This is a genomic window from Colwellia sp. TT2012 (assembly GCF_001440345.1).
Classification (GTDB): domain Bacteria; phylum Pseudomonadota; class Gammaproteobacteria; order Enterobacterales; family Alteromonadaceae; genus Colwellia.
The window spans coordinates 149968-171415 of sequence record NZ_LJYX01000009.1; the positions used below are offsets into that span (position 1 = coordinate 149968).

15 protein-coding genes are annotated in these 21448 nt (G+C 40.7%); all 15 read left to right on the plus strand.

Annotated features, from left to right (window positions below; genetic code table 11):
• Window positions 1-234 precede the first annotated feature (234 nt).
• The 15 genes from sbcD to ASU03_RS06850 all read left to right on the plus strand — a co-directional run bounded on the left by sbcD (window position 235) and on the right by ASU03_RS06850 (window position 21428).
• Complete coding sequence (gene sbcD / locus ASU03_RS06780) at window positions 235-1770, plus strand: exonuclease subunit SbcD (protein ID WP_331456663.1); 1536 nt, start codon at window positions 235-237, stop codon at window positions 1768-1770.
• Window positions 1767-5687 carry an AAA family ATPase gene (locus ASU03_RS06785; RefSeq protein ID WP_057831123.1) on the plus strand — a complete coding sequence of 1307 codons (3921 nt, stop codon included), beginning with the start codon at window positions 1767-1769 and terminating at the stop codon, window positions 5685-5687. Before sbcD ends, ASU03_RS06785 begins: the two co-directional genes overlap by 4 nt.
• Before the next feature lie 60 nt (window positions 5688-5747).
• The gene (locus ASU03_RS06790; RefSeq protein ID WP_057831124.1) at window positions 5748-6647 is read left to right on the plus strand and encodes a DMT family transporter; all 900 of its coding nucleotides are present in this window, start codon (window positions 5748-5750) and stop codon (window positions 6645-6647) included.
• Between the two features lie 176 nt (window positions 6648-6823).
• On the plus strand, window positions 6824-7327 hold the full coding sequence (locus ASU03_RS06795; RefSeq protein WP_057831125.1) for an FKBP-type peptidyl-prolyl cis-trans isomerase: 504 nt from the start codon (window positions 6824-6826) through the stop codon (window positions 7325-7327).
• 1508 nt (window positions 7328-8835) lie between these two features.
• Window positions 8836-9111 carry an STAS domain-containing protein gene (locus ASU03_RS06800; RefSeq protein WP_057831126.1) on the plus strand — a complete coding sequence of 92 codons (276 nt, stop codon included), beginning with the start codon at window positions 8836-8838 and terminating at the stop codon, window positions 9109-9111.
• Window positions 9112-9182: 71 nt separating this feature from the next.
• Complete coding sequence (locus ASU03_RS06805; protein WP_057831127.1) at window positions 9183-9545, plus strand: response regulator; 363 nt, start codon at window positions 9183-9185, stop codon at window positions 9543-9545.
• A 129-nt stretch (window positions 9546-9674) separates the two neighbouring features.
• Window positions 9675-11795: a chemotaxis protein CheA gene (locus ASU03_RS06810; protein WP_057831128.1), complete on the plus strand. Its 2121-nt coding sequence runs from the start codon at window positions 9675-9677 to the stop codon at window positions 11793-11795.
• On the plus strand, window positions 11792-12319 hold the full coding sequence (locus ASU03_RS06815) for a chemotaxis protein CheW (RefSeq protein ID WP_057831129.1): 528 nt from the start codon (window positions 11792-11794) through the stop codon (window positions 12317-12319). Before ASU03_RS06810 ends, ASU03_RS06815 begins: the two co-directional genes overlap by 4 nt.
• A 96-nt stretch (window positions 12320-12415) precedes the next feature.
• Entirely contained in the window at window positions 12416-12967 is a 552-nt protein-coding gene (locus tag ASU03_RS06820; RefSeq protein ID WP_082627184.1) for a chemotaxis protein CheW, read from the plus strand.
• A gap of 91 nt (window positions 12968-13058) precedes the next feature.
• Complete coding sequence (locus ASU03_RS19780) at window positions 13059-17093, plus strand: methyl-accepting chemotaxis protein (protein WP_082627185.1); 4035 nt, start codon at window positions 13059-13061, stop codon at window positions 17091-17093.
• 61 nt (window positions 17094-17154) lie between these two features.
• Complete coding sequence (locus tag ASU03_RS06830; protein ID WP_442855129.1) at window positions 17155-18060, plus strand: CheR family methyltransferase; 906 nt, start codon at window positions 17155-17157, stop codon at window positions 18058-18060.
• Between the two features lie 36 nt (window positions 18061-18096).
• Window positions 18097-18756 (plus strand): chemoreceptor glutamine deamidase CheD, encoded by a 660-nt coding sequence (gene cheD, locus ASU03_RS06835; protein ID WP_231731513.1) that lies wholly within the window; start codon window positions 18097-18099, stop codon window positions 18754-18756.
• 33 nt (window positions 18757-18789) lie between these two features.
• A complete protein-coding gene (locus ASU03_RS06840; RefSeq protein WP_057831167.1) occupies window positions 18790-19899 on the plus strand; it encodes a protein-glutamate methylesterase/protein-glutamine glutaminase in 1110 nt (369 codons plus the stop codon).
• Window positions 19896-21086, plus strand: a complete 1191-nt coding sequence (locus ASU03_RS21750) for a methyl-accepting chemotaxis protein (RefSeq protein WP_057831130.1) — start codon at window positions 19896-19898, stop codon at window positions 21084-21086. Before ASU03_RS06840 ends, ASU03_RS21750 begins: the two co-directional genes overlap by 4 nt.
• Before the next feature lie 36 nt (window positions 21087-21122).
• Window positions 21123-21428, plus strand: a complete 306-nt coding sequence (locus ASU03_RS06850; protein ID WP_057831131.1) for an STAS domain-containing protein — start codon at window positions 21123-21125, stop codon at window positions 21426-21428.
• Window positions 21429-21448: the final 20 nt, after the last annotated feature.

Here is a 21448-nt window from a genome sequence, read left to right on the forward strand (position 1 = left end):
CTCTGAGTGTTTCTGCTACACAAGGGGCATATTGGCAATCCTAAAGGGAAAAAGGCCTAACAATGAATTTTATGAGCCATGTATTTGGCTACCTAAAGCCGAAGAGATATTTGTAATGGTATAGCGGGTGGTCAGTGTGAGCTTTTTGGTCGTTACTATTAATTAGCCTTAAAGGATAGTGATAACTGCCTACACTTAATTTACTTGTTCAGGTAAACTACGGGCACGTTTTCATTGCACAGTTTTTCCCGTTTTATGCGCATTATCCATACCTCAGATTGGCACCTTGGCCAATATTTTTACGGCAAAAGCCGCGCCAATGAACATCAACAATTTCTTAGCTGGTTGATAGCACAAGTTAGTAAACATAATATTGAGGCCATTATTGTTGCCGGTGATATTTTTGATACCTCAACCCCACCAAGTTATGCCCGTGAAATGTATTATGATTTTATTGCCAAGCTACATCTGACTGCTTGCCAATTGGTTATATTGGCTGGAAATCATGACTCAGTGGCGATGTTGTCTGAGTCGCAAGCGGTATTAGCCAGTTTATCTACCCGCGTTATTACCCAAGTAATACCTGTGTCACTTGCTGAAGATGATTTAAGTAATGAAACAAGTGCGGCAGCTAAGGCCTTGGCACAGCAAGTTTTTCCGTTAATGAATGCCAAAGGGCAAGCATCGGCCATTATTTGTGCCATTCCTTTTGTCCGTCCACGTGATGTTATTAAAAGCCGTGCTGGTCAGTCAGCCAGTGATAAACAGCAAAATTTACAACAGGCGATCAGTGCTCATTATCAGCACCTTTATCAACACGCGGTTGTTTTAGCTAAAAAGTTATTCAAAGAGCAAGCCAAAACACAAGCTAAAGCACCATCCAAAGAAATATCGAAAGATGTAGAGCAGGGCGAGCAATTGCCTATTATTGCCACCGGACATTTAACCGCCCTTGGTGTCTCGATAAATGACAGTAAAAGTGACTCGGTCAGAGATATTTATATAGGCTCGTTAGAAGCTTTTCCTGCTAGCGCTTTTCCGCCAGCAGACTATATAGCTCTGGGTCATATCCATAGAGCGCAACACGTGGCGAAATCAGAGCACATTCGTTATTGCGGCTCGCCAATCGCGCTTAGTTTTGATGAAGCAAAACAGGAAAAACGCGTACTTATGGTTGAGTTCATCTCGGGCAAACTTGCTCAGGTTAACGATATTATGGTGCCGTGTTTTCAAGCGTTATATATGGTAAAAACTTCCGTGGATGAGCTTGAGTGCAACTTAAAAAAGACCCTGGTAGAGTTTGAATTGTTTAAAGAGCAGAGTGCGCAAACCGAGCTAGCGATTGAGAGCAAAGCTTGGCTTGATATCGAAATTGATAATGGCGATCACTTGCGTGATTTATCACAAAGAGTCAGTGAGCTTGTTGTTGATATGCCGTTTGAAGTGTTATTGGTGCGTCGTTGTAAAAAAGCACGGCAACGTCTGCAAGCACAACTGTCACAGCAAGATAACAGTACTTTAAGCGAATTATCGTTGGCAGAAGTATTTGATTCGCGTTTGTCACAACTGGATTGGCAAACAGAGGAGGAATTAGCCCGTAAAGTGCGCTTGAAATTATTGTTTACTGAGCTATCGGTGGAGCTTTCCGCTAAGCGCTCAGCTGAAGTTAAGCAAGGTGAGGCTGAAAAACAAGGACAAAGCGAGGCTTGTGATAGTGATGCGGGCAAGGAAAATGGCAAGGTTGAAGAGGTTGAGCAAGACAATTTATGAGAATTTTAACTTTACGCTTTGAGAACATTAATTCTCTCAAAGGCAGTTGGAAAATAGATTTTAGTGCCGCGCCTTTTGATAGCAGCGGTTTATTCGCCATTACCGGTCCTACTGGGGCCGGAAAAACCACCATACTCGATGCTATTTGTTTAGCGCTTTATCATCAAACACCGCGTTTAACTGTTTCTAAAAAACAAAACCAGTTAATGACCCGCCATACTAGTCACTGTATGGCTGAGGTTGAATTTGAAGTGAAAGGTCAAGGATATCGGGCCTTTTGGAGCCAAAAAAGAGCCCGCAATAAGCTTGATGGCAATTTATTAGAGCCTGTGGCGGAACTCGCTAAACTCGATGGCACCATAATGTCAAATAAGCTTAAAACAGTGCGCAGCGATATTAGCGATTTAACTGGGCTTAACTTTTCACGTTTTACCAAATCAATGATGCTTTCCCAAGGAGAGTTTGCCGCCTTTTTAAATGCTCCGGCCAATGAGCGCGCGCAATTACTTGAACAGCTCACCGGTACCGAAATTTACGGCGATATTTCCCAACAAGTTTTTGATAATCACCGCAGTGCCAGTGAAGAATTGAAGTTATTACAAGCTCAGAGCCAAGGTGTAGCCTTACTTGATGAAGAACAGGTCAGTGAGCTTGAGCGACAACTTGCGCAAACCACAAGGCAAGAAAAACAGTTAAATGAACAAGTGCAGCAGGCGCAACAAGTAAAAAATTGGTGCTCGAATTTATCGACTAATGCACAAGCACAACAAGAGGCAAAGCAGCAGTTAACAGTGATAGAGACGCAAGAGCAGCAAGCAAAAGCCGATCTTGATTTACTCATCCAGTCGACCTTGGCTGAGCCGCTGCGCGCGCCTTATGAGCAAATGGCGCATTATCGTCAGCAATACCAGCAAAGTTTGCAGCAAGTGACTAGTCAAACCGAGCAATTAGCAACACTGGAGCAAGCGGTTTTAGCCAGTGATAGTGTCTTAACCCAGCTAAAAACCAGCCAAATTACGGCAGAAAAACAACGTAACGTTATTGAGCAAGTATTGCAGGAAAAGATCCAACCGCTTGAACATGCCATTACTCACCAACAAGCAGCTTGGCAAGAGACTAACAATAGTGTCGCGGGACAAAGCAAGGAATTAACGGTTAACGAAGCGGCTTTAGTTACGGCTCAAACCGAGCAAGAGCAAATATTACAGACAGTGGTGCAGCAACAAGAAGCGTTAGCTCAAGGCCATGCCTTGCAGCAATTGCCGGAAAAACTACCCTTATGGCAAAATCAATATCAGCAATTAACTCAACAGCAAGTGAGTGTGCAGGGCTTATTAACCGAGCAAAGTAAGCTTGAGCAAACGCTGCTTGGTTTACAAGCTCAACATCAAACACAACAGCAGCACATTACGCAGAGTGAAGGGCTGTTACTCGCGCTTAATGAACAACAGCAAACCCTGGTCGACCAAGCACAGCAAGGGGTGCAAAACAGCCAAGCGGCGCAGGCTATCTTTGCTCGCTTTAGTGATGATAACGCAGAGGATAAGGGCGTAAATCAGGCAGCAGCGATAACTGAGGTAACCAGCGAGACCCTTAATCAAGCGGTTGTTGATAGCCAAGAGCAACAACTAAGCTTAAAACAAGCCCTGCAGCTAGCACAGCGGTTTCAGGTGTTGGCTGATGAGCAACAAGGTTTGTCACGACAACAAGTAAAAGATAAGCAACAACTGACCATAACAGAGCAAGAGCTAATACAGTTACGCATAAGTTATGGTGCTAATCAGCAACAGAAAAAAGACGTTGAACGTTTACTTGCTCAGCAGCAAACTATTATGGCGCTCAGTGAGCACAGAGCAAAACTACAAGCCGAAGACGCTTGCCCCTTATGTGGCTCATGTGAACACCCAGCGATAAATGATTATCAAGCACTTGATAGTGATGAGCAGCAACAGCGTTTATCACGGCTCAATGATGAATTGTCGCAATTAGAACAACAAGGTAAAGCCCTTAATAGTGTGCAAGCGCAGTTAACGGCGCAACTTGCCATGCAACATTCTCGTCTACAAGGCATCACTAACGAGCAACAGAGTCTTGAGCAAAATTGGCAGTCGTTAACTGTTAAGCCATTTATCAAGGAAGATATTACTAGCAAGCAAAATGAACAGCAGATTTCATTAATAGAAGCAGGCACTGCGCAAGCGTTAACTCAGCAATTAAATACCTTAAGTCAGCAGCTTGATGAGTTACTGTCTTTGCAACAAGCACTGCAGCAAAACAGTCAAGCTCAGCAACAAAACCTTGAGCAAATCACCCTTGGTGATAAGCAATTATCTAGTCAGAAAAATCAATTACAACTATTGCACGAACAAGGCAATTTTCAGCGTGACCTTAAGATAAAGATAGCCAAGGATTTAGCCTTAGCACAGCAAGCTATGGTCACCCTCAATGGACAATTATTAGCCGACATCACTGTGAGCGGAATTGAGAGTAAAATAGCCTTGCCTAATGTTTCGGTAAGTGATGAGACTAGCGGACAAGTTCAGTCAATATGTATTGATGAAACTTGGCTAGGCTCTGTAAAAAAACAGGGACAAGAATACCAACAAATTGTCAGTAACCAGCAAGCCGCACAAGAGCTCTTAACTGGCATTGAGCACACGCTAGGTTTACTAAAACAGCAGGTTGAACAACAGCAGCACTTATATAACCAAGTAAAAACACAATTAAGTGGCCAGCAAAGTGAAATTTCCGCTCAAAACACCTTACGTGTCACCTTGTTTGTTGAGCTTGGTATCACCGATAAACAGATGCAAGATACGGTTATATTGACAGAAAAAATAACTGCTGAGCGACTGGCTGATGATAAAAATCTTGAACAGGCGAAACGTCTGTATCAGGCAGAAATATCAGCACAGCAGGAAAGTAAAGGCCAACTAAGCACGGAAAAAACACAATTAGAGACGGTGGCTAAGCAAAGTGACAGCGTAACCCGTGATTGGACAAAACTCCTAGCAGCCAGTGATTTTACCGATGAACAACAGGTTTTATCCGCTTTGCTTAGTCCCGATAAAAAGCAGCAACTGAGCAAACTTGCCGATGATATTGGTGATAGTAAAAAACAAGCACAAGTATTGATAAACCAAGCTGAAAAAGTCACTCTTGAATTGAACCTGCAAAAGGCTAGGTTAAAGGAAAATGGTGCTGTCGATTTTGATGAAAAATCAGTGTCGAAAAGCTTAATGAAAATGTCGGACATGTTGAAAGAGTGCCAGCAAAAAACAGGTCAGCTCGGTCAACAAATCAGCCAAGATCAAGCCAATAAAACTCAGCAAAAAAATCTACTTACGCAGATCAAACAAGCGCAGTTCTCCTTGGATGATCTTAGTCACCTTAATGCCCTTATTGGCTCAGCCGATGGCGCCAAATTTAGACGCTTCGCCCAAGGCTTAACGTTAGCCAATTTAGTACATCTTGCCAACACACAACTCGATAGACTATTTAGCCGCTATCAACTGCAATGTCAGCAAAGCGATACTTTAGCTTTAGAAGTGGTTGATACCTGGCAAGGAGATACTGCTCGCGATATTAAAACCTTATCTGGCGGTGAAAGCTTTTTGATAAGTTTGGCACTGGCCTTGGCACTTTCAGATTTAGTCAGTAATAAAACCAGTATTGACTCTTTATTTCTTGATGAAGGCTTTGGCACCTTAGATAACAATACCTTAGAAGTGGCGCTTGATGCTCTTGATAATTTAAACGCCAGTGGCAAAATGATTGGTGTCATTAGCCATGTTGAGGCATTAAAAGAGCGCATTGGTGTGCAGATTAAAGTAAGAAAACTCAGTGGTTTGGGGATAAGCAGCTTAGATAAACAATATGAATTTCATGCTGAGACAGCTACTGAATTGAAGCAATAAGATAGCTTGTTTAAGCGGTCGATATTGAAAACTTATTTAGTCATATTAAAGGATTAATCTGTGGAAATTTGGATTTATTTCACCCTCTTAGCGGCGACTATGCAGGCGGTAAGAACCGCAGGACAAAAAAAGTTATCCGCTAAGCTCAACTCAATGGCGACCACAGGAGTACGTTACTTTTATGCTTTACCGTTTGCCTGGTGCTACCTTTGGTGGCTGCTTAATTTTAGGGACGTAGCAGTACCCGCATTAAATACCTCATTTTTACAATATGCCTTAGTGGCCTGTGTCATGCAAATATGGGGCACCGCCTGTTTAGTGGCTGCTTTTCGCTACCGTAATTTTGCTGTTGCTACCAGTTTGGCTAAAACGGAGGCCATTCAAGTGGCCATTGTCGGCGCTTTATTTTTTGGTGCGACACTGTCCGGTTTAGGCTGGCTCAGTGTTGTTGTCGGTGTTGTTGGTGTGTTCTTTGTATCGAAAGTGAAGTTGAGATTGAGAGATATCTTAGCCGATTCACAAGGCCTTATTGGTATGGGATATGGCCTAGCGGCTGGCTTAGGTTTAGCGATCACCACCTTGTTAATTCGTGAGTCGAGTTTGGCGCTTAATACCGACTTAATGGTCAGTGCTGCGGTCACCTTGGTATTTATGATCACGGTGCAATCAGTTATGTCATTTATTTATATTTACTTGCAAGACAAATCACAATTAGCCTTAATGCTTAAACATTGGCGTTTATGTTTATTTGTTGGCATTACCAGTGTACTGGGCTCCATTGGTTGGTTTACCGGCGCCAGTTATCAAAATGCCGCCTATGTAAAAGCATTAGGGCAGGTTGAGTTCTTTATTACCTTGGCATTGACCTATCGGGTATTTAAAGAAACGGTAAGCTTAAAAGAGTACCTTGGTATGTTCTTAATAATATTAAGTGTGGTTATCTTACTGGTATGGGCGTAACTCGCTAGATATAAAAGTACGGGCATAACAGTATGGCCGTAAATTGACTTGCTTAGAGACTAAAGCCATGGCATTGCCCTTTAAATATATTTTATTACCGAGTAAAGCAAGGTAAACTGCCCGATATAACATTAAGTATTAATTATACTCATACGGGTATTAACGAAGAGATCACTATGATAATTGCTGAAAAAACTGTTGCTCACTTTCATTACACCCTTAAAAATGAAGCGGGTGAAGAATTAGAATCATCAAACGGTCATGAGCCTCTAACCTATTTACATGGCGCTAACAATACCTTAGCCGGTTTAGAGAAAGCTTTAACGGGTAAAGCAACCGGAGATAAGTTTTCCGTAACCTTACAACCAGATGAAGCTTACGGTGAGTATCAAGAAGGTTTAGAGCAACGTGTACCAGTTAAACACTTACAAGGCTTAGTGAGCAAAAGTGCTAAATGGAAAAAGGGCATGACTGCTGTTATACAAACTGAACAAGGTCAACGCCAAGTTACCGTCATTAAAGTCGGTAAATTTATGGTAACGGTTGATATTAACCCACCGCTAGCAGGTAAAGTACTTACTTTTGACCTTGATATCGTTGACGTGCGTGAAGCGACTGAAGACGAAGTGAAACACGGCCATGTACATAGTGCTGATAGCAGCTGTGGTCACGATCACTAGGTTAACGTTAGTTAATTAGTCTTTACTGCTGATAAGCTCAATTATAAGTTAGTAGATAAGTAATCGATATAAAAAACGCTAAGCAGATAAACTGCTTAGCGTTTTTTTATCGACTTTATTTTTCCAGTTAGCTGTATTTATATGGCTATACTAGCGTTAAAAGTTGTAGGATTAAAACGTCTAAATTAATCGTAAGCGTCTAGCTAACGACACCTAAATCAGCCATTCTAGCTCGCATGGTTAAGCTTTTCGTCGGCGCACCATTATCTGAGTGCAATATTAAATCTGTTTTTAAGTGGCTCTGTTGTAGTTTTGTGTTGTTGAGTAAACGAGCGAGACACATACACGCTCATTGACATCCTGTCACCGCGATATACCGTTTGTCCTAAACATAATCCCTCCATGGGGCTCCACATAAACATCAGGACAGTGTGCTCCTGCACAGTCTAATAAGGGTATATCCATATACCGTCATGCTTGTGAAGCTCGATCTTATCACATCAGCAATACCTTCCTTTAAATCAGAGTGTTACATTATAGACAACAGTGTTCTACAACAGAGCCTTTTAAGTACTTCTCTGCCGACAGACTACGTTCAAGCAACTTATTGGAATTGGTATTAGCTGCTTGTTCACCTGTTGAGGTTTAACGGATAGTATTTCGCCAGATAGACGATTACCCCCAGGCTTAAAAAGTGGCGGGGTTCACGTTATTGTTGTGAAAAAATTGCATGAGACTTAAACCACTACTTTTGTGTAGTTTAAAGTGGTTTTGGCCCGTGAAAAATATTTTGTTGTTATTTCATAATTATCTCCTCTTAATGTGCTGAGGTAACTATGCACAGCCTTGATTTATACCCGTCACCATTCAAAGTGCTCGATTTCAGTGGGAATTAAAAGCGCTTTAGGCAAGGGAAATAATTGAAGCATAGTCATGCTAGGGTTTCATTATTTAACGCGGTATAAAGTCATTTTAAACCCATCGAAGAAGCGGTTGAGCAACATCACTTCATCGTTGCTGTAACTCATAATGAAACAACCATTATTTCATCACAGCGCCTTGAATTGAAATTGCTCAAGCACTCTGAAACATGCACTTTGAATGGTAACGGGTATATATTGGTATAGGGGGGCTAATTACGCGCTTACAAAATAATGGTTAAATCTTTCGGGTTTATTACCCTATTTTGTTTGGTTAGGACCTGTTATTTTTTCTGTTAATATTCTCTATCTTTGGCGTTAAAACCCAAATTATTTATTAATAACCCTCTAAAAAATTTAAGACTAGTTAACTTTTATTGTATTTTTATTGTATTTTTAATATTTTGTGCTAGCTGAAATGATGTAGTTAAATATTGAAGTATAGTTACAAAATAGGATATTAGTTCCATTATTATCAACAGGTTAAATCATTTATATATTTTTGAATACTCTTTCTTGCATTCCGTTAAATCTGTCATATGCTTTAAGGCACAAAGCACAATAATAAAAATACGGATATTTTAATAAATGATCAAATTCCCCAATGACTTAACCATTGCTCAGGTTGACGAGTATCGAGCTCTAATTATTCCATTAATTGATGACCAAGATGTAATAACCATTGATGACAGTGAATTAACACGAATCGATACTATCGGCGTGCAATTTATCCTTGCCGTTGTTACCTACATCATTGCCCAGGGTAAAGAAATTAAGTGGCAGTCAAAATCCAGTGTTTTAAAGGAAAGTATTCAACAACTTGGTATCAGTGATGCCATTTTATTGCAATACATCATGGATTGAGAACTTTTTCTTATTAAAAATAAATCAATAGAATACAGCACTCCAATGCCTTAAACGATGAGGAAACCAGTATGACTAAAGTGTTAGTTGTTGATGACTCAAACTCCATAAGAGACATGGTCAGTTTTACCTTAAAAAGTGCGGGATACCAAACGGTTGAAGCTAAAGATGGTCAAGAGGGTTTAAATAAAGCGAAAAGTAGTAGTTTTGACTTGGTGATTTCCGATGTAAATATGCCCAATATGGATGGTATAAGCTTATGTACCGAGTTGCGCAAGCTAGTTAATTTTAAATTCACCCCTATTTTGATGTTAACCACAGAAAGCTCTGCCGAGATGAAAATGCGTGGTAAATCGGCTGGTGCAACTGGTTGGTTGGTTAAGCCGTTTAACCCAGAAAAGTTGTTAGCTACCATTAAACGTGTGGTTAAGTAACTTTATTAATATAAAAAACTGTTTAATCATTTTAGATCAGTAACTTAATTATCTTAGGTGCTATTAATAAAAGTATCTTGTCGTGATAATACCCCCTGATTTTGACAAGGAAAGAGTAGGTAATCACTTATGAGTATTGATTTATCGCAATTTATTCCAAGTTTTTTAGAAGAGAGCTTTGAAGGACTCGAGTTAATGGAGTCAGAATTATTAAACTTGAAAGAGGGGGATAATGAAACTATTGACTCAATTTTCAGAGCTGCTCACTCGATTAAAGGGGGCGCCGGAACTTTTGGCTTTGTTAAAGTAACCGAGTTTACTCATCTAGTGGAAACCTTACTCGATGAAATGCGTGATGGCCGACGAGAAATTAATAGTAAAGATACCGAGATATTGCTTGAATCTGTCGATTGTATGCGTTTACTCATTGAAGCTGCACGGGATGATGAAGAGTATGATCAGGATAAGGTTGCACAAACCACTAGCCGCTTAGCTGAAACATTAGGCGATGAACCGTCAAGTGACAGCGATAATCAAAGTGAAAACATGGTTGCAGCAAGTAATGTCTGCGGCTATACCATCAACTTCATTCCAGAGCATAGTTTAGCCAAAACGGGTAATGATCCCCTTTTTATATTCAGTGCCTTAGCCGAGTTAGGCCAGTTAACACTCAGTGCCGACTGCAATGATTTACCTGCTTTAGTCGATATTGATCCGCAAGAGCTCTATTTAAGCTGGCAACTAACGCTTTACACCGACGCAGATGAAGCTGAGATTAGAGAAATTTTTGAATGGGTTGAAGATGAGTGTTTATTAGAAGTAGTGCCAATACCAGACACCTCAAATACATCTCAAGATATTGACGTACTAGCCTCAGAAGAAGAACCGCAATCGCAGAGCACGACAACCAAGCAAGAATCACTTGTGAATACACCAAAGTCGAGCACTGAAACAGAGCTTGCTCAAGACGGCAAGGTTGAAGATGAAAATATACCCGCTAAAGCTAAAGCTAAAGCAGATGTTGGCTCCATTCGGGTTGGGGTAGATAAAATTGATAATTTAATTAACTTAGTTGGTGAATTAGTTATCACCCAATCTATGTTATCAGAGTTAGGCAATGATTTTGACATGGACAAGGTTGATCGCCTTACCAGTGGTCTTGAGCAACTATTACAAAACACCAAAGAATTACAAGAAAGCGTTATGCGTATCCGTATGCTGCCTATCAGCTTTGCCTTTAATCGTTTTCCTCGCCTTGTCCATGATCTAGCGATAAAAACGGGTAAGAAAATGGAATTAGTGATTAAGGGTGAGCAAACTGAATTAGATAAAACTGTGATGGAGCAAATTGGCGATCCCTTAGTACATTTAGTAAGAAATGCTGCTGACCACGGCATAGAATCATGCGAAGTTAGACTTGCTAAGGGTAAACCGGAAAAAGGCACCATTTCATTAGACGCCTATCACCAAGGTGGCAATATTGTTATTGAAATTAAGGATGATGGCGCCGGTATCGATCGCGAAATCGTGTTAGCAAAAGCGGTCGAAAAAGGTTTGATTGATGTCAATGCTATTTTAACGGAAAGCCAGGTATATGACTTATTATTTGAACCAGGTTTTTCAACCGCGGCAGAAGTCACTGATATATCCGGCCGCGGTGTTGGCATGGATGTGGTTAAGCGTAATATTCAATCACTTGGCGGTCGAATTCAAGTTGAGTCAACCCTGGGGAAAGGCAGCTGTTTTAAGGTGCATCTGCCGCTAACACTCGCCATTTTAGATGGGCAACTAGTCAAAGTGGGTAGCGAAACCTACATCATCCCCCTCATTGCGATTGTTGAGTCCCTGCAAATTGATAACAAGCTAATTAATCGTGTGTCTGGCGATATGGTGCTTTATCGTTTACGTGATGACAACGTGCCCATTTTACCCATTTATCAACTGTTCAATTTAGCGACAAAATGCACGGAAATAGATAAGGCCTTACTTGTCGTTGTTGAAGCTGACGGTCAAAAAATAGGCTTGATGGTAGATGATTTACTGGCCCAGCAGCAAGTAGTTATAAAAAGTTTAAAAGATAATTATCAACAAGTTGCTGGTATTTCAGGGGCGACAATCCTGGGTGATGGCTCAGTCGCTATGATTCTGGATATACCGGGTATCATTCATATGGCGTTAGCCCAAGCTCAGCATGCCCAACGGGAAAAAACCGACGGCAATGCTAGTGTAACAGCGGAGGTTTGTTTATGAATATTCAAGCGATGGCACAAGATATTCCCGTCGAAGGTGAACACACGATGGAAGGTGTCGACTTTATCACCAGCGGTGATCAATATCTGACATTTTTATTAGCACAAGAGCAATATGCCGTTGATATTTTGTGTGTCGAAGAAATTAGAAGTTGGGAGCAACCAACAAAAATACCTAATGCACCAAGTTATATTAAAGGTGTCATTAATATGAGAGGGATTATCGTGCCAATTGTCGATTTACGTCTCAAATTTAGCATTGGCGAAGCGAGTTACTTAGATACAACGGTAGTTATTGTACTTACTTACCACAACGAAGGTAACTCACGCACTATTGGTTTTGTTGTTGATGCCGTTTCTGATGTGCTCAATGTTGACAATGCTGATATTAAACCTGCACCAGCATTTGGCGGCTGTGTTGGTCCACAATATATTGAGGGCTTAATTAATAGTGAAAATAAGGTAGTAACCATACTCAATGTTGCCCACTTGCAGAAAGTCGAGCAGCACAGATTGCATAGTTGATTTTTACCAAAGCCTCTGCAACAAACCGCAGTATAAATGTCTCGGTTATTTATATAACAGTAGTAATACCGTAACTATTTTGTTTAAGGAAAGAGCATGACTGATATAGAACAAGAATATCTTACTTTCATACTTCAGGGTGAAGAGTATGGCGTTGACATTCTATGTGTGCAAGAGATCCGTGTCTGGAGCGCTGTGACCGAACTTCCTAACAAACCCTGTTATATCAAAGGGGTAATTAATTTACGGGGCGTAATTATTCCAATTATCGATTTACGTTTACGTTTTGGTCAGCCAAAACTTGCTTATAATGATCAAACCGTCACCATCATTTTACGCCAGCAATCTAAAGCGAGCACTATGGTTGTCGGTATTGTGGTCGATGCAGTTTCAGAAGTTTACAAGTTTACCAAGCAATCTATACGCCAAGCACCTACTTTTGGCAGCAATATAGATAGCTGTTTTCTAAAAGGGCTAGCGTCAGTCGATGAGAAGTTAATTATTTTACTCGATAGTGACTCGCTATTAAATGAAGACGATCTATATCGTACTGTTCATGAAAATGAAAAAAGTACTGAGCAGGAGACCGTTAACTTATCGGGTAGCGAAGCGCTAACCACCTCAGCACCTAGTTTATCGAGTGCTTAACGAGAATATATCTAGCTAATTAAAATCGAGAGTAAAAGAGAGTTACCCCCAATCAGCCATTATTAAAAATAACCACACAGGAAAATAACTTATGACCCCCAAACAAATAAGTTTAGTGCAAAACAGTTGGCAAAAAGTATTACCCATCGCGCCACAAGCCGCAGAAATATTTTATGACACCTTGTTTGAAATGGACCCTTCATTAAAAACGCTATTTCCCAACGATATTACCGAGCAAGGCAAAAAATTAATGGCGATGCTCGATACCGCGGTTAAGTTACTTGATAAACCAGATAAATTAATTCCTGCATTAGAAAACTTAGGTGCCAAACATCATCATTACGGGGCAGAGCCTGAACATTACGATACGGTTGGCGCCGCGTTACTCAAAACCTTAGCACAAGGTTTAGGTGATGACTTTACCGCACCCATTAAAAAGGCTTGGACAGTGGTATACCAAACCTTAGCAACTACTATGATTGCCGGCGCAAATGCTGCCGCAAAAACTCAGTCAGCAAAAGGACCTAACATGGAACAGAATACTGTCGAAAATGAGCAAAGCAATAAGTTAACCGCACAATTTCAAGGGGCACTTGATCAATCTGCGACCGCATTTATGATGATTGACCGTGATTTTAACGTAACGTATGCTAATCAGGCGACCTTGTCTTTATTAAAGAAACACGAAGCTACCTTTGCGGAAAATTGGCCAGGTTTTAAGGCAGATAAAGACACCATTCTGTCGGCCAATATTGATAGTTTCCATACCAACCCGAGCCATCAACGGGAGTTATTATCAGATCCAAATAACCTGCCATATAAAACTGATATCACTATAAAACATCTTACCTTTGAGCTTAATGTTAGCGCCATCTTCAACGAAAATGATGAATACATTGGTAATGCCCTTGAATGGCAAGATGTGACCGTGGCGCGAGCGCAAGAAAACAAAGCCGCTCAGTTACAAGGGGCCATAGACCAATCGGGTACCGCCAATATCATGATCGACAGGGATTTTAATATAACCTATGCCAATGCCGCTACCCTGGCTTTACTGAAAGAGCATGAAGCCATCTTTGCCGAAAATTGGCCGGGTTTTGTCGCCGATCCCGAAGTGATTATTGGCACCAATATTGATAGTTTTCATAAAGTGCCCTCACATCAACGTAAATTACTCGATGACCCTAATAATTTACCGTTTAAAACTGATATTCAAATTAAACATTTATCCTTTGAACTCATTGTTACCGCGATTATGGATGCGAGCGGCGAGTACATAGGTAATTCATTGGAATGGCAAGATGTGACCGCTATGCGCGCACAAGAAAACAAAACTGCGCAGTTACAAGGGGCTATTGACCAATCGGGTACCGCCAATATCATGATTGATAGGGATTTTAATATTACCTATGCTAATGCCGCCACCCTGGCCTTGTTGAAAGAGCATGAAGCAACCTTTGCTGAGAATTGGCCGGGTTTTGTCGCCGATCCCGAAGTGATTATTGGCACCAATATTGATAGTTTTCATAAAGTGCCCTCACATCAACGTAAATTACTCGACGATCCCAATAATTTACCGTTTAAAACTGATATTCAAATTAAACATTTATCCTTTGAGCTCAATGTCACCGCGATTATGGATGCGAGCGGCGAGTACATAGGTAATGCCCTGGAATGGCAAGATGTTACTGCCATACGCGCACAAGAAAACAAAACTGCGCAGTTACAAGGGGCTATTGACCAATCGGGTACCGCTAACATTATGATCGATAGGGATTTTAATATTACCTATGCTAATGCCGCCACCCTCGCCTTGTTGAAAGAGCATGAAGCAACCTTTGCTGAGAATTGGCCGGGTTTTGTCGCCGATCCCGAAGTGATTATTGGCACCAATATTGATAGTTTTCATAAAGTGCCCTCACATCAACGTAAATTACTCGACGATCCCAATAATTTACCGTTTAAAACTGATATTCAAATTAAACATTTATCCTTTGAGCTCAATGTCACCGCGATTATGGATGCGAGCGGCGAGTACATAGGTAATGCCCTGGAATGGCAAGATGTTACTGCCATACGAGCACAAGAAAACAAAACTGCGCAGTTACAAGGGGCTATTGACCAATCGGGTACCGCTAACATTATGATCGATAGGGATTTTAATATTACCTATGCTAATGCCGCTACCTTAGCTTTACTGAAAGAACATGAAGCAACCTTTGCTGAGAATTGGCCGGGTTTTGTCGCCGATCCCGAAGTGATTATTGGCACCTGTATTGATACCTTCCATAAAAACCCGGCACATCAACGTAAATTACTCGATGATCCAAATAACTTACCGTTTAAAACCGATATTCAAATTAAACATTTATCCTTTGAGCTCAATGTCACCGCGATTATGGATGCGAGCGGCGAGTACATAGGTAATGCCCTTGAATGGCAAGATGTCACAGCAGCAAGACAAAACTCTATTGAAGTAGGGCGTTTAACCTCGACCATGGAAGGCATGACGACAAATATAATGATGGCTGATACTCAGGGTAATATTGTCTACGCCAATCCCTCGGTAAAAACCATGTTACGTCGCCGTGAAGCTACATTACGCACGGTCTTACCTTCTTTTAGTGTGGATACCATGGTAGGCACTAACTTTGATACTTTCCATAAAAACCCAGCACATCAACAAAATCTATTAGGTAATCCTAATAACTTACCCTATACCACTGAAATTTCGGTGGCAGGATTAACCTTTCAACTGATTGCCATGGCTTTACTCGATAGCGAGGGAAATCATGTTGGTACAGGGGTGCAATGGGTAGATTTAACCGAAGAAAAAGACGCGCAAGGTCAGATAGATAGATTAATTTCAGATGCTATCGCCGGTAAATTAGATAGCCGAATTGATGTGGAAGAATATCAAGGTTTTATGAAAGAGTTAGGCACTAATATTAATAGTTTGATGGACTCTATTGTTGAGCCTATTAATGATGCCATTAATATTGCCACAGCACTAGCCGACGGTGATTTAACCCAAACCATGCGCAATGATTACGGTGGTGAATTCCTGGCACTCGCTAATGCGATGAATGGCTCCATTGAAAATATAAGTAATATGGTTGATGAAATACGTAATGCTTCCACTAATGTCTTTGATTCAGCACGCGAAATTGCCGCGGGGAATAATGAGTTAAGTCACCGGACTGAATCACAAGCGTCTAGCTTAGAAGAAACGGCTTCTGCCATGGAGGAGTTAACCAGTACGGTTCAGCAAAATGCCGAGAACTCGTCAGAAGCAAGTAAGTTATCGAAGTCTGTTATGGAGAAAGCCAGTAATGGCGGTACCGTGGTTCGAAGTGCTATTGTTGCCATGAGTGATATTAATAAATCGAGCAAAAAAATTGCCGACATTATTAGTGTTATCGATGAAATAGCTTTCCAAACCAATCTACTTGCGCTTAATGCTGCGGTAGAGGCTGCTAGAGCCGGTGAGCAAGGACGAGGCTTTGCTGTTGTTGCTGCTGAAGTTCGAAATTTAGCACAACGCTCAGCAGGGGCAGCGAAAGAAATTAAAGGTTTGATTAACGACAGTGTCGAGGCTGTTGGTCAAGGTACTAAGTTGGTTGATGAAACGGGGCAAACCTTTAGTGAGCTGGTTACTGCCATTGAAGAGGTCAGTAGAATGATCAGTGATATTGATAATGCAGGTAAAGAGCAATCTGCTGGGATTAGTGAAGTAAGTGCTGCGGTGAGCCAGATGGATGAAATGACTCAACAAAATGCTGCCTTGGTTGAAGAGGCCGCCGCTTCCAGTAAATCGATGGAAGAGCAAGCTCAGTTGTTATTAGATCAAGTTGCCTTCTTTGATAATGGTGAAACAGTTCAGCAACCCGTTGAAGTTCAGCGCCAACAGCGTAGTGCACAACCAAGACAACCAAGACAAGCAAGACAAGCAGATCCAGCCGCTAGGCAATCAAATTTTAGTCCAGCATCGGCTCCTGCTCCCACCGATAGGCGTCCAGCATCGGCTCCTGCTCCCACCGATAGGCGTCCAGCATCAACGCCTGCTCCAACTCGCCGGGCCAAACGACCTAGTACACCGGTTGATAAAGAATGGGAAGAGTTCTAGAGGTAAAAAAGAGGATGGTAAAAGTAGAATACTAACATTGACATGATGGAGAGGTATACGGATGACTGAGCTAAGGAGGAATGGAGCTAATATGCAAGGTCATCCGCAAGATCGTCGGGTAAATAGAGAGCAGGCGATGAGATTGTCTGAAGACGATTTTAAGTTTATTTGTAAGTTTGTATATAAAACAACTGGCATTGTATTAAATGACAGTAAAAAAGAGATGTTATACCGACGATTAACTCGCATAATCAGAGAACGAAAGCTTAACTCGTTCTCTGATTATTGTCAGTTATTAAGAGATCACGGCGAGCAAGAAAAAGACTTTTTTATTAATGCGATAACCACAAACCTAACCAGTTTTTTTCGAGAAAATCACCACTTTGAATATCTAACTAACGAAGTGATCCCCACCTTGATAAAAAACAAAACCGCGAGCAAAAACGGAAAAAAACAACTTCGAGTATGGTCTTCAGCATGCTCAACCGGAGAAGAACCTTACAGTATTGCTATCACTATACTTGAAGCGCTGAAAAAAGATCTAGCCCAGTGGGATGTAAAAATTCTTGCCACAGACATTGATAGTAATGTGTTAGCGAAAGGCAAAGCAGGAATTTATGATGTTAATCGCATTGAAGAAATCCCACTCAAGGTCAAACAACATTACTTTCTTCAGGGGTCTGGACAAAGTAGTCAAAGTGTCAAAGTACATAAAGAGCTAAAAAACACCATCACTTTTAAGCAACTTAATTTATTACATGACTGGCCGATGAAAGGGCCATTTGATGCTATTTTCTGCCGCAACGTTATCATCTATTTTGATAAAAAAACACAACAAGAATTATTTGCCCGCTATTATGAAATGCTAGCGCCCGGAGGCTTACTTTTTCTAGGGCACAGTGAGAATTTAGGTAATTATCAACAGTATTTTAGTAATGTTGGTCGAACCATTTTTAGAAAACCCTAATTAGTTAACTAAAGTCTGCTTTAGTGAGGACGTTTTGTGCTACGAAATGATCATCCACAAATATCTGAATATATGGCGCAGTGCTTGCCTGAATTTATGCAAATTAATCATTATTGGGATAAACAACGAGATATGGTAGTTGCCAAAATTTTACCCGGTGAGTTTTACATGACGACTGAGAATGTGGCGATAGCAACAACACTGGGTTCCTGTATTTCAGCGTGTATCTGGGATGAAAACAGTCGGATAGGAGGCATGAATCACTTTATGCTCCCGATCACCAACAAAGAAGCGCATCAAGTTAATTGGGGGTTAAGAGGTAAAACGACAGATGCGACCCGGTATGGCAACTTCGCAATGGAACACCTTATTAATACTATTTTAAGGTCGGGTGGTCGAAAAACAAACCTAAGAGCTAAATTATTTGGTGGCGCAAAAGTACTTAATCAAATGTCTGATGTTGGACAAAGGAATATTGATTTTGCCTTGGCTTATTTAGACCAAGAAGAAATTATCATTGAAAGTAGTGATATTGGTGATATTTACCCCAGAAAAGTGATTTTTGAGCCTTGTAGTGGCCGGGTATTTATTAAACGACTGGATAACTTGCACAATGACACTATTTATCGCCGAGAAAGTGACTATCGCAGTCAAATTAATAAAAAAGAGGTTAGTGGCGAGATTGAACTTTTTTAGTGGCTACCGCTTAAGGAATTAAATTGTATGGATATAATTAAAGTACTTATTATTGATGACTCTATGGTTATTCGTAACATCATCAAGGATGCATTAAGCTATAGCCCACATATTAAAGTGGTTGGCGAGGCTGAAGATCCTTTAGTTGCCCGAGAACTAATCAAAAAATTAAACCCTGATGTATTAACCCTAGATATAGAAATGCCTAAAATGGACGGTATTACTTTTCTTATTAAGTTGATGCGCTTGCGACCTATGCCGGTCATTATGCTGTCAACGTTAACCACTAAAGGAGCCGATATTACCTTACAAGCACTTGAAATTGGAGCGGTAGACTTTATTGCTAAGCCAACCATTCAAGAGTTACTAGCTCCCCAAGCCAGCTTTAAAGAAGTGCTCATTGAAAAAATTACTCAAGCAGTCACCATAGACCAAAAGAATTTTAAGTTATCGGATACCTTAGCCAGTGGTAAAAAAATCAAAGAAAGTGGCAATATATTATCTTTTACTGGTATCAAACGGGCTAATCACCTTATTGCTATAGGCGCTTCTACGGGGGGCACCGAAGCGATTAAAAAACTTCTTGTCAGCTTACCTAGTAATGCTCCCGCCATTGTCATAACTCAACATATACCTAAAACCTTTAGTTTACGTTTTGCGCAACGCCTCAATGAACACTGTCAAGTGGAGGTACATGAGGCAAGTCATGGTCAAAAAATCAAAGTGGGACATGTTTATATAGCCCCAGGCGATAAACATCTAGAGGTTGTCCATAAAAATGGCATTTTATTTTGTACTTTAAGCGACGGGGACGAGGTAAATAGGCATAAACCGGCTGTGGATGTTTTGTTCAATTCAATGCGTGATTTTGCCGACAATGTACAAGCTGTTTTGTTAACTGGCATGGGACAAGATGGTGCCAAAGGCATGTTACGGCTAAAAGAATTGGGTGCACGCACTATTATTCAAGATAAAAATTCGAGCTTAATATGGGGCATGCCTGGTAGAGCCCACGCAATTTCGGCTCAGACTATGCAGGCTCCTTTGCTTGAAGTCACTAAACATCTACTCGATTACGCCGGTTTAACTCGTGTTGAAATGCAAGATGTCTTAGCGAAAAATTGTGTTGGGGCCGTTTTATGAGAAATTTAAAAAAGGGTTTGTATGCCTCGTGCTTTTTATGTCTGCTGTCATTGACCAGTTACCTTTTTACTGATGATAAAACAATTCTTATGCTTTTATTAGCTATCTTACTCATTATATTGCTCGCTTTAGCGGCTCAAGTTAATAAAATAATCCAACAAGAGTGTATGACTACGACTGAGCCGGGTATGCCTGTGGTTGATGAGGAACTTATTCATAGCGTTATTTTTGAATTACAACAATTTATTCATCAAGAAATTAATATCGTTGAACAAGAATTAGCCCGGACAAAGGAGGTTGTCGCTGATGCCGTAACGGGGATATCGGATAGTTTTAAGAATCTGCAGCGTCTAAGTGAAGAGCAGCAGTATATGATCAAAGTACTGATTTCCCATTCTGGCAGGACAGAAGAGGGTAAAGGTGTAACATTAGAAAACTTTGTCACTGATTCAAATAAAACCTTAGATGACTTTGTTAGTGTCATCATTAATACCAGTAAGCAAAGCCTGGTAACTATGACTTATACCGATGAAATGGTGTCACAATTTGACCGTATATTTAAGTTGTTGTCTCAGGTTGAAGGCTTAGCAAGTCAAACTAACTTATTAGCCTTAAATGCCGCCATTGAAGCGGCAAGAGCCGGCGAAGCTGGTCGTGGCTTTGCCGTCGTTGCTAATGAAGTGCGTTCATTGTCTATCGGCTCAACCGCACTCAATGAGGATATTCGTATAGAAATAAAAAAAGCTAAGGGCATTATTGCCAACCTTCGTTCATCCGTTGAAATAATGGCCTCAGCAGATATGACTTCAACCCTGGAATCAAAGGAGCAGATGTCTGTCATGATGAGTCATGTTGAGCAGGTCAACATTCAAACGGCTAAAAGTGTGGCAGAACTTGCCACCCTAGCTCCTCAGATAACTCAAGCAGTAAGCCTTGGTATTCGTTCGTTGCAATTTGAAGACATAACCCGACAGTCATTAGAATCCTTACAACTGAATATCAGTAATATTCATGAAATAAGTGATGTGTTAGTAATGTTCAATAAAAACACTGATGTAGATATGCACGAACAATTAATTCAGCTCAAATGTACTTGTCAAAGTGTCTATCAAGCGACTCAAAAATCAGATAACTCACGGAGTGTATTACAGCTTAATATGGAAGAAGGTGAAGTGGAATTATTTTAACTTGTTTAATTATTTAACTATATAAGGAATGCTTTTATGACCGTTATCCGTAGAATTTCATCCGATGGAAAAGAACTCGTTATTGCCATTGATGCTCGCTTTGATTTCTCATTACACCAGCTATTTCGTGATGCTTACACCAGTATTACCACGCAAGATTTAAGCTACGTACTGGATTTAAGTAAAACAGAATATATGGACAGTTCTGCTTTGGGTATGATTTTATTACTTAAAGATCATGTACAACTTTATGCGGGACAATTAACTATTTCCAAACCGAGCGATACAGTAAGGAAAATTTTAGAAATAGCTCAATTTCATCGGTTAATGACGATTGAATAATCTGACACCTTCTTGTTTAT

Excerpts from the sequence above, each read along its gene's own strand:
- ASU03_RS06810 (WP_057831128.1), top strand. The coding sequence starts at position 9,675 with ATGAGTATTGATTTATCGCAATTTATTCCAAGTTTTTTAGAAGAGAGC.
- ASU03_RS06830 (WP_442855129.1), top strand. The coding sequence starts at position 17,155 with ATGACTGAGCTAAGGAGGAATGGAGCTAATATGCAAGGTCATCCGCAA.
- ASU03_RS19780 (WP_082627185.1), top strand. The coding sequence starts at position 13,059 with ATGACCCCCAAACAAATAAGTTTAGTGCAAAACAGTTGGCAAAAAGTA.
- ASU03_RS06820 (WP_082627184.1), top strand. The coding sequence starts at position 12,416 with ATGACTGATATAGAACAAGAATATCTTACTTTCATACTTCAGGGTGAA.
- ASU03_RS06805 (WP_057831127.1), top strand. The coding sequence starts at position 9,183 with ATGACTAAAGTGTTAGTTGTTGATGACTCAAACTCCATAAGAGACATG.
- ASU03_RS06800 (WP_057831126.1), top strand. The coding sequence starts at position 8,836 with ATGATCAAATTCCCCAATGACTTAACCATTGCTCAGGTTGACGAGTAT.
- ASU03_RS21750 (WP_057831130.1), top strand. The coding sequence starts at position 19,896 with ATGAGAAATTTAAAAAAGGGTTTGTATGCCTCGTGCTTTTTATGTCTG.
- ASU03_RS06815 (WP_057831129.1), top strand. The coding sequence starts at position 11,792 with ATGAATATTCAAGCGATGGCACAAGATATTCCCGTCGAAGGTGAACAC.
- ASU03_RS06795 (WP_057831125.1), top strand. The coding sequence starts at position 6,824 with ATGATAATTGCTGAAAAAACTGTTGCTCACTTTCATTACACCCTTAAA.
- ASU03_RS06850 (WP_057831131.1), top strand. The coding sequence starts at position 21,123 with ATGACCGTTATCCGTAGAATTTCATCCGATGGAAAAGAACTCGTTATT.
- ASU03_RS06785 (WP_057831123.1), top strand. The coding sequence starts at position 1,767 with ATGAGAATTTTAACTTTACGCTTTGAGAACATTAATTCTCTCAAAGGC.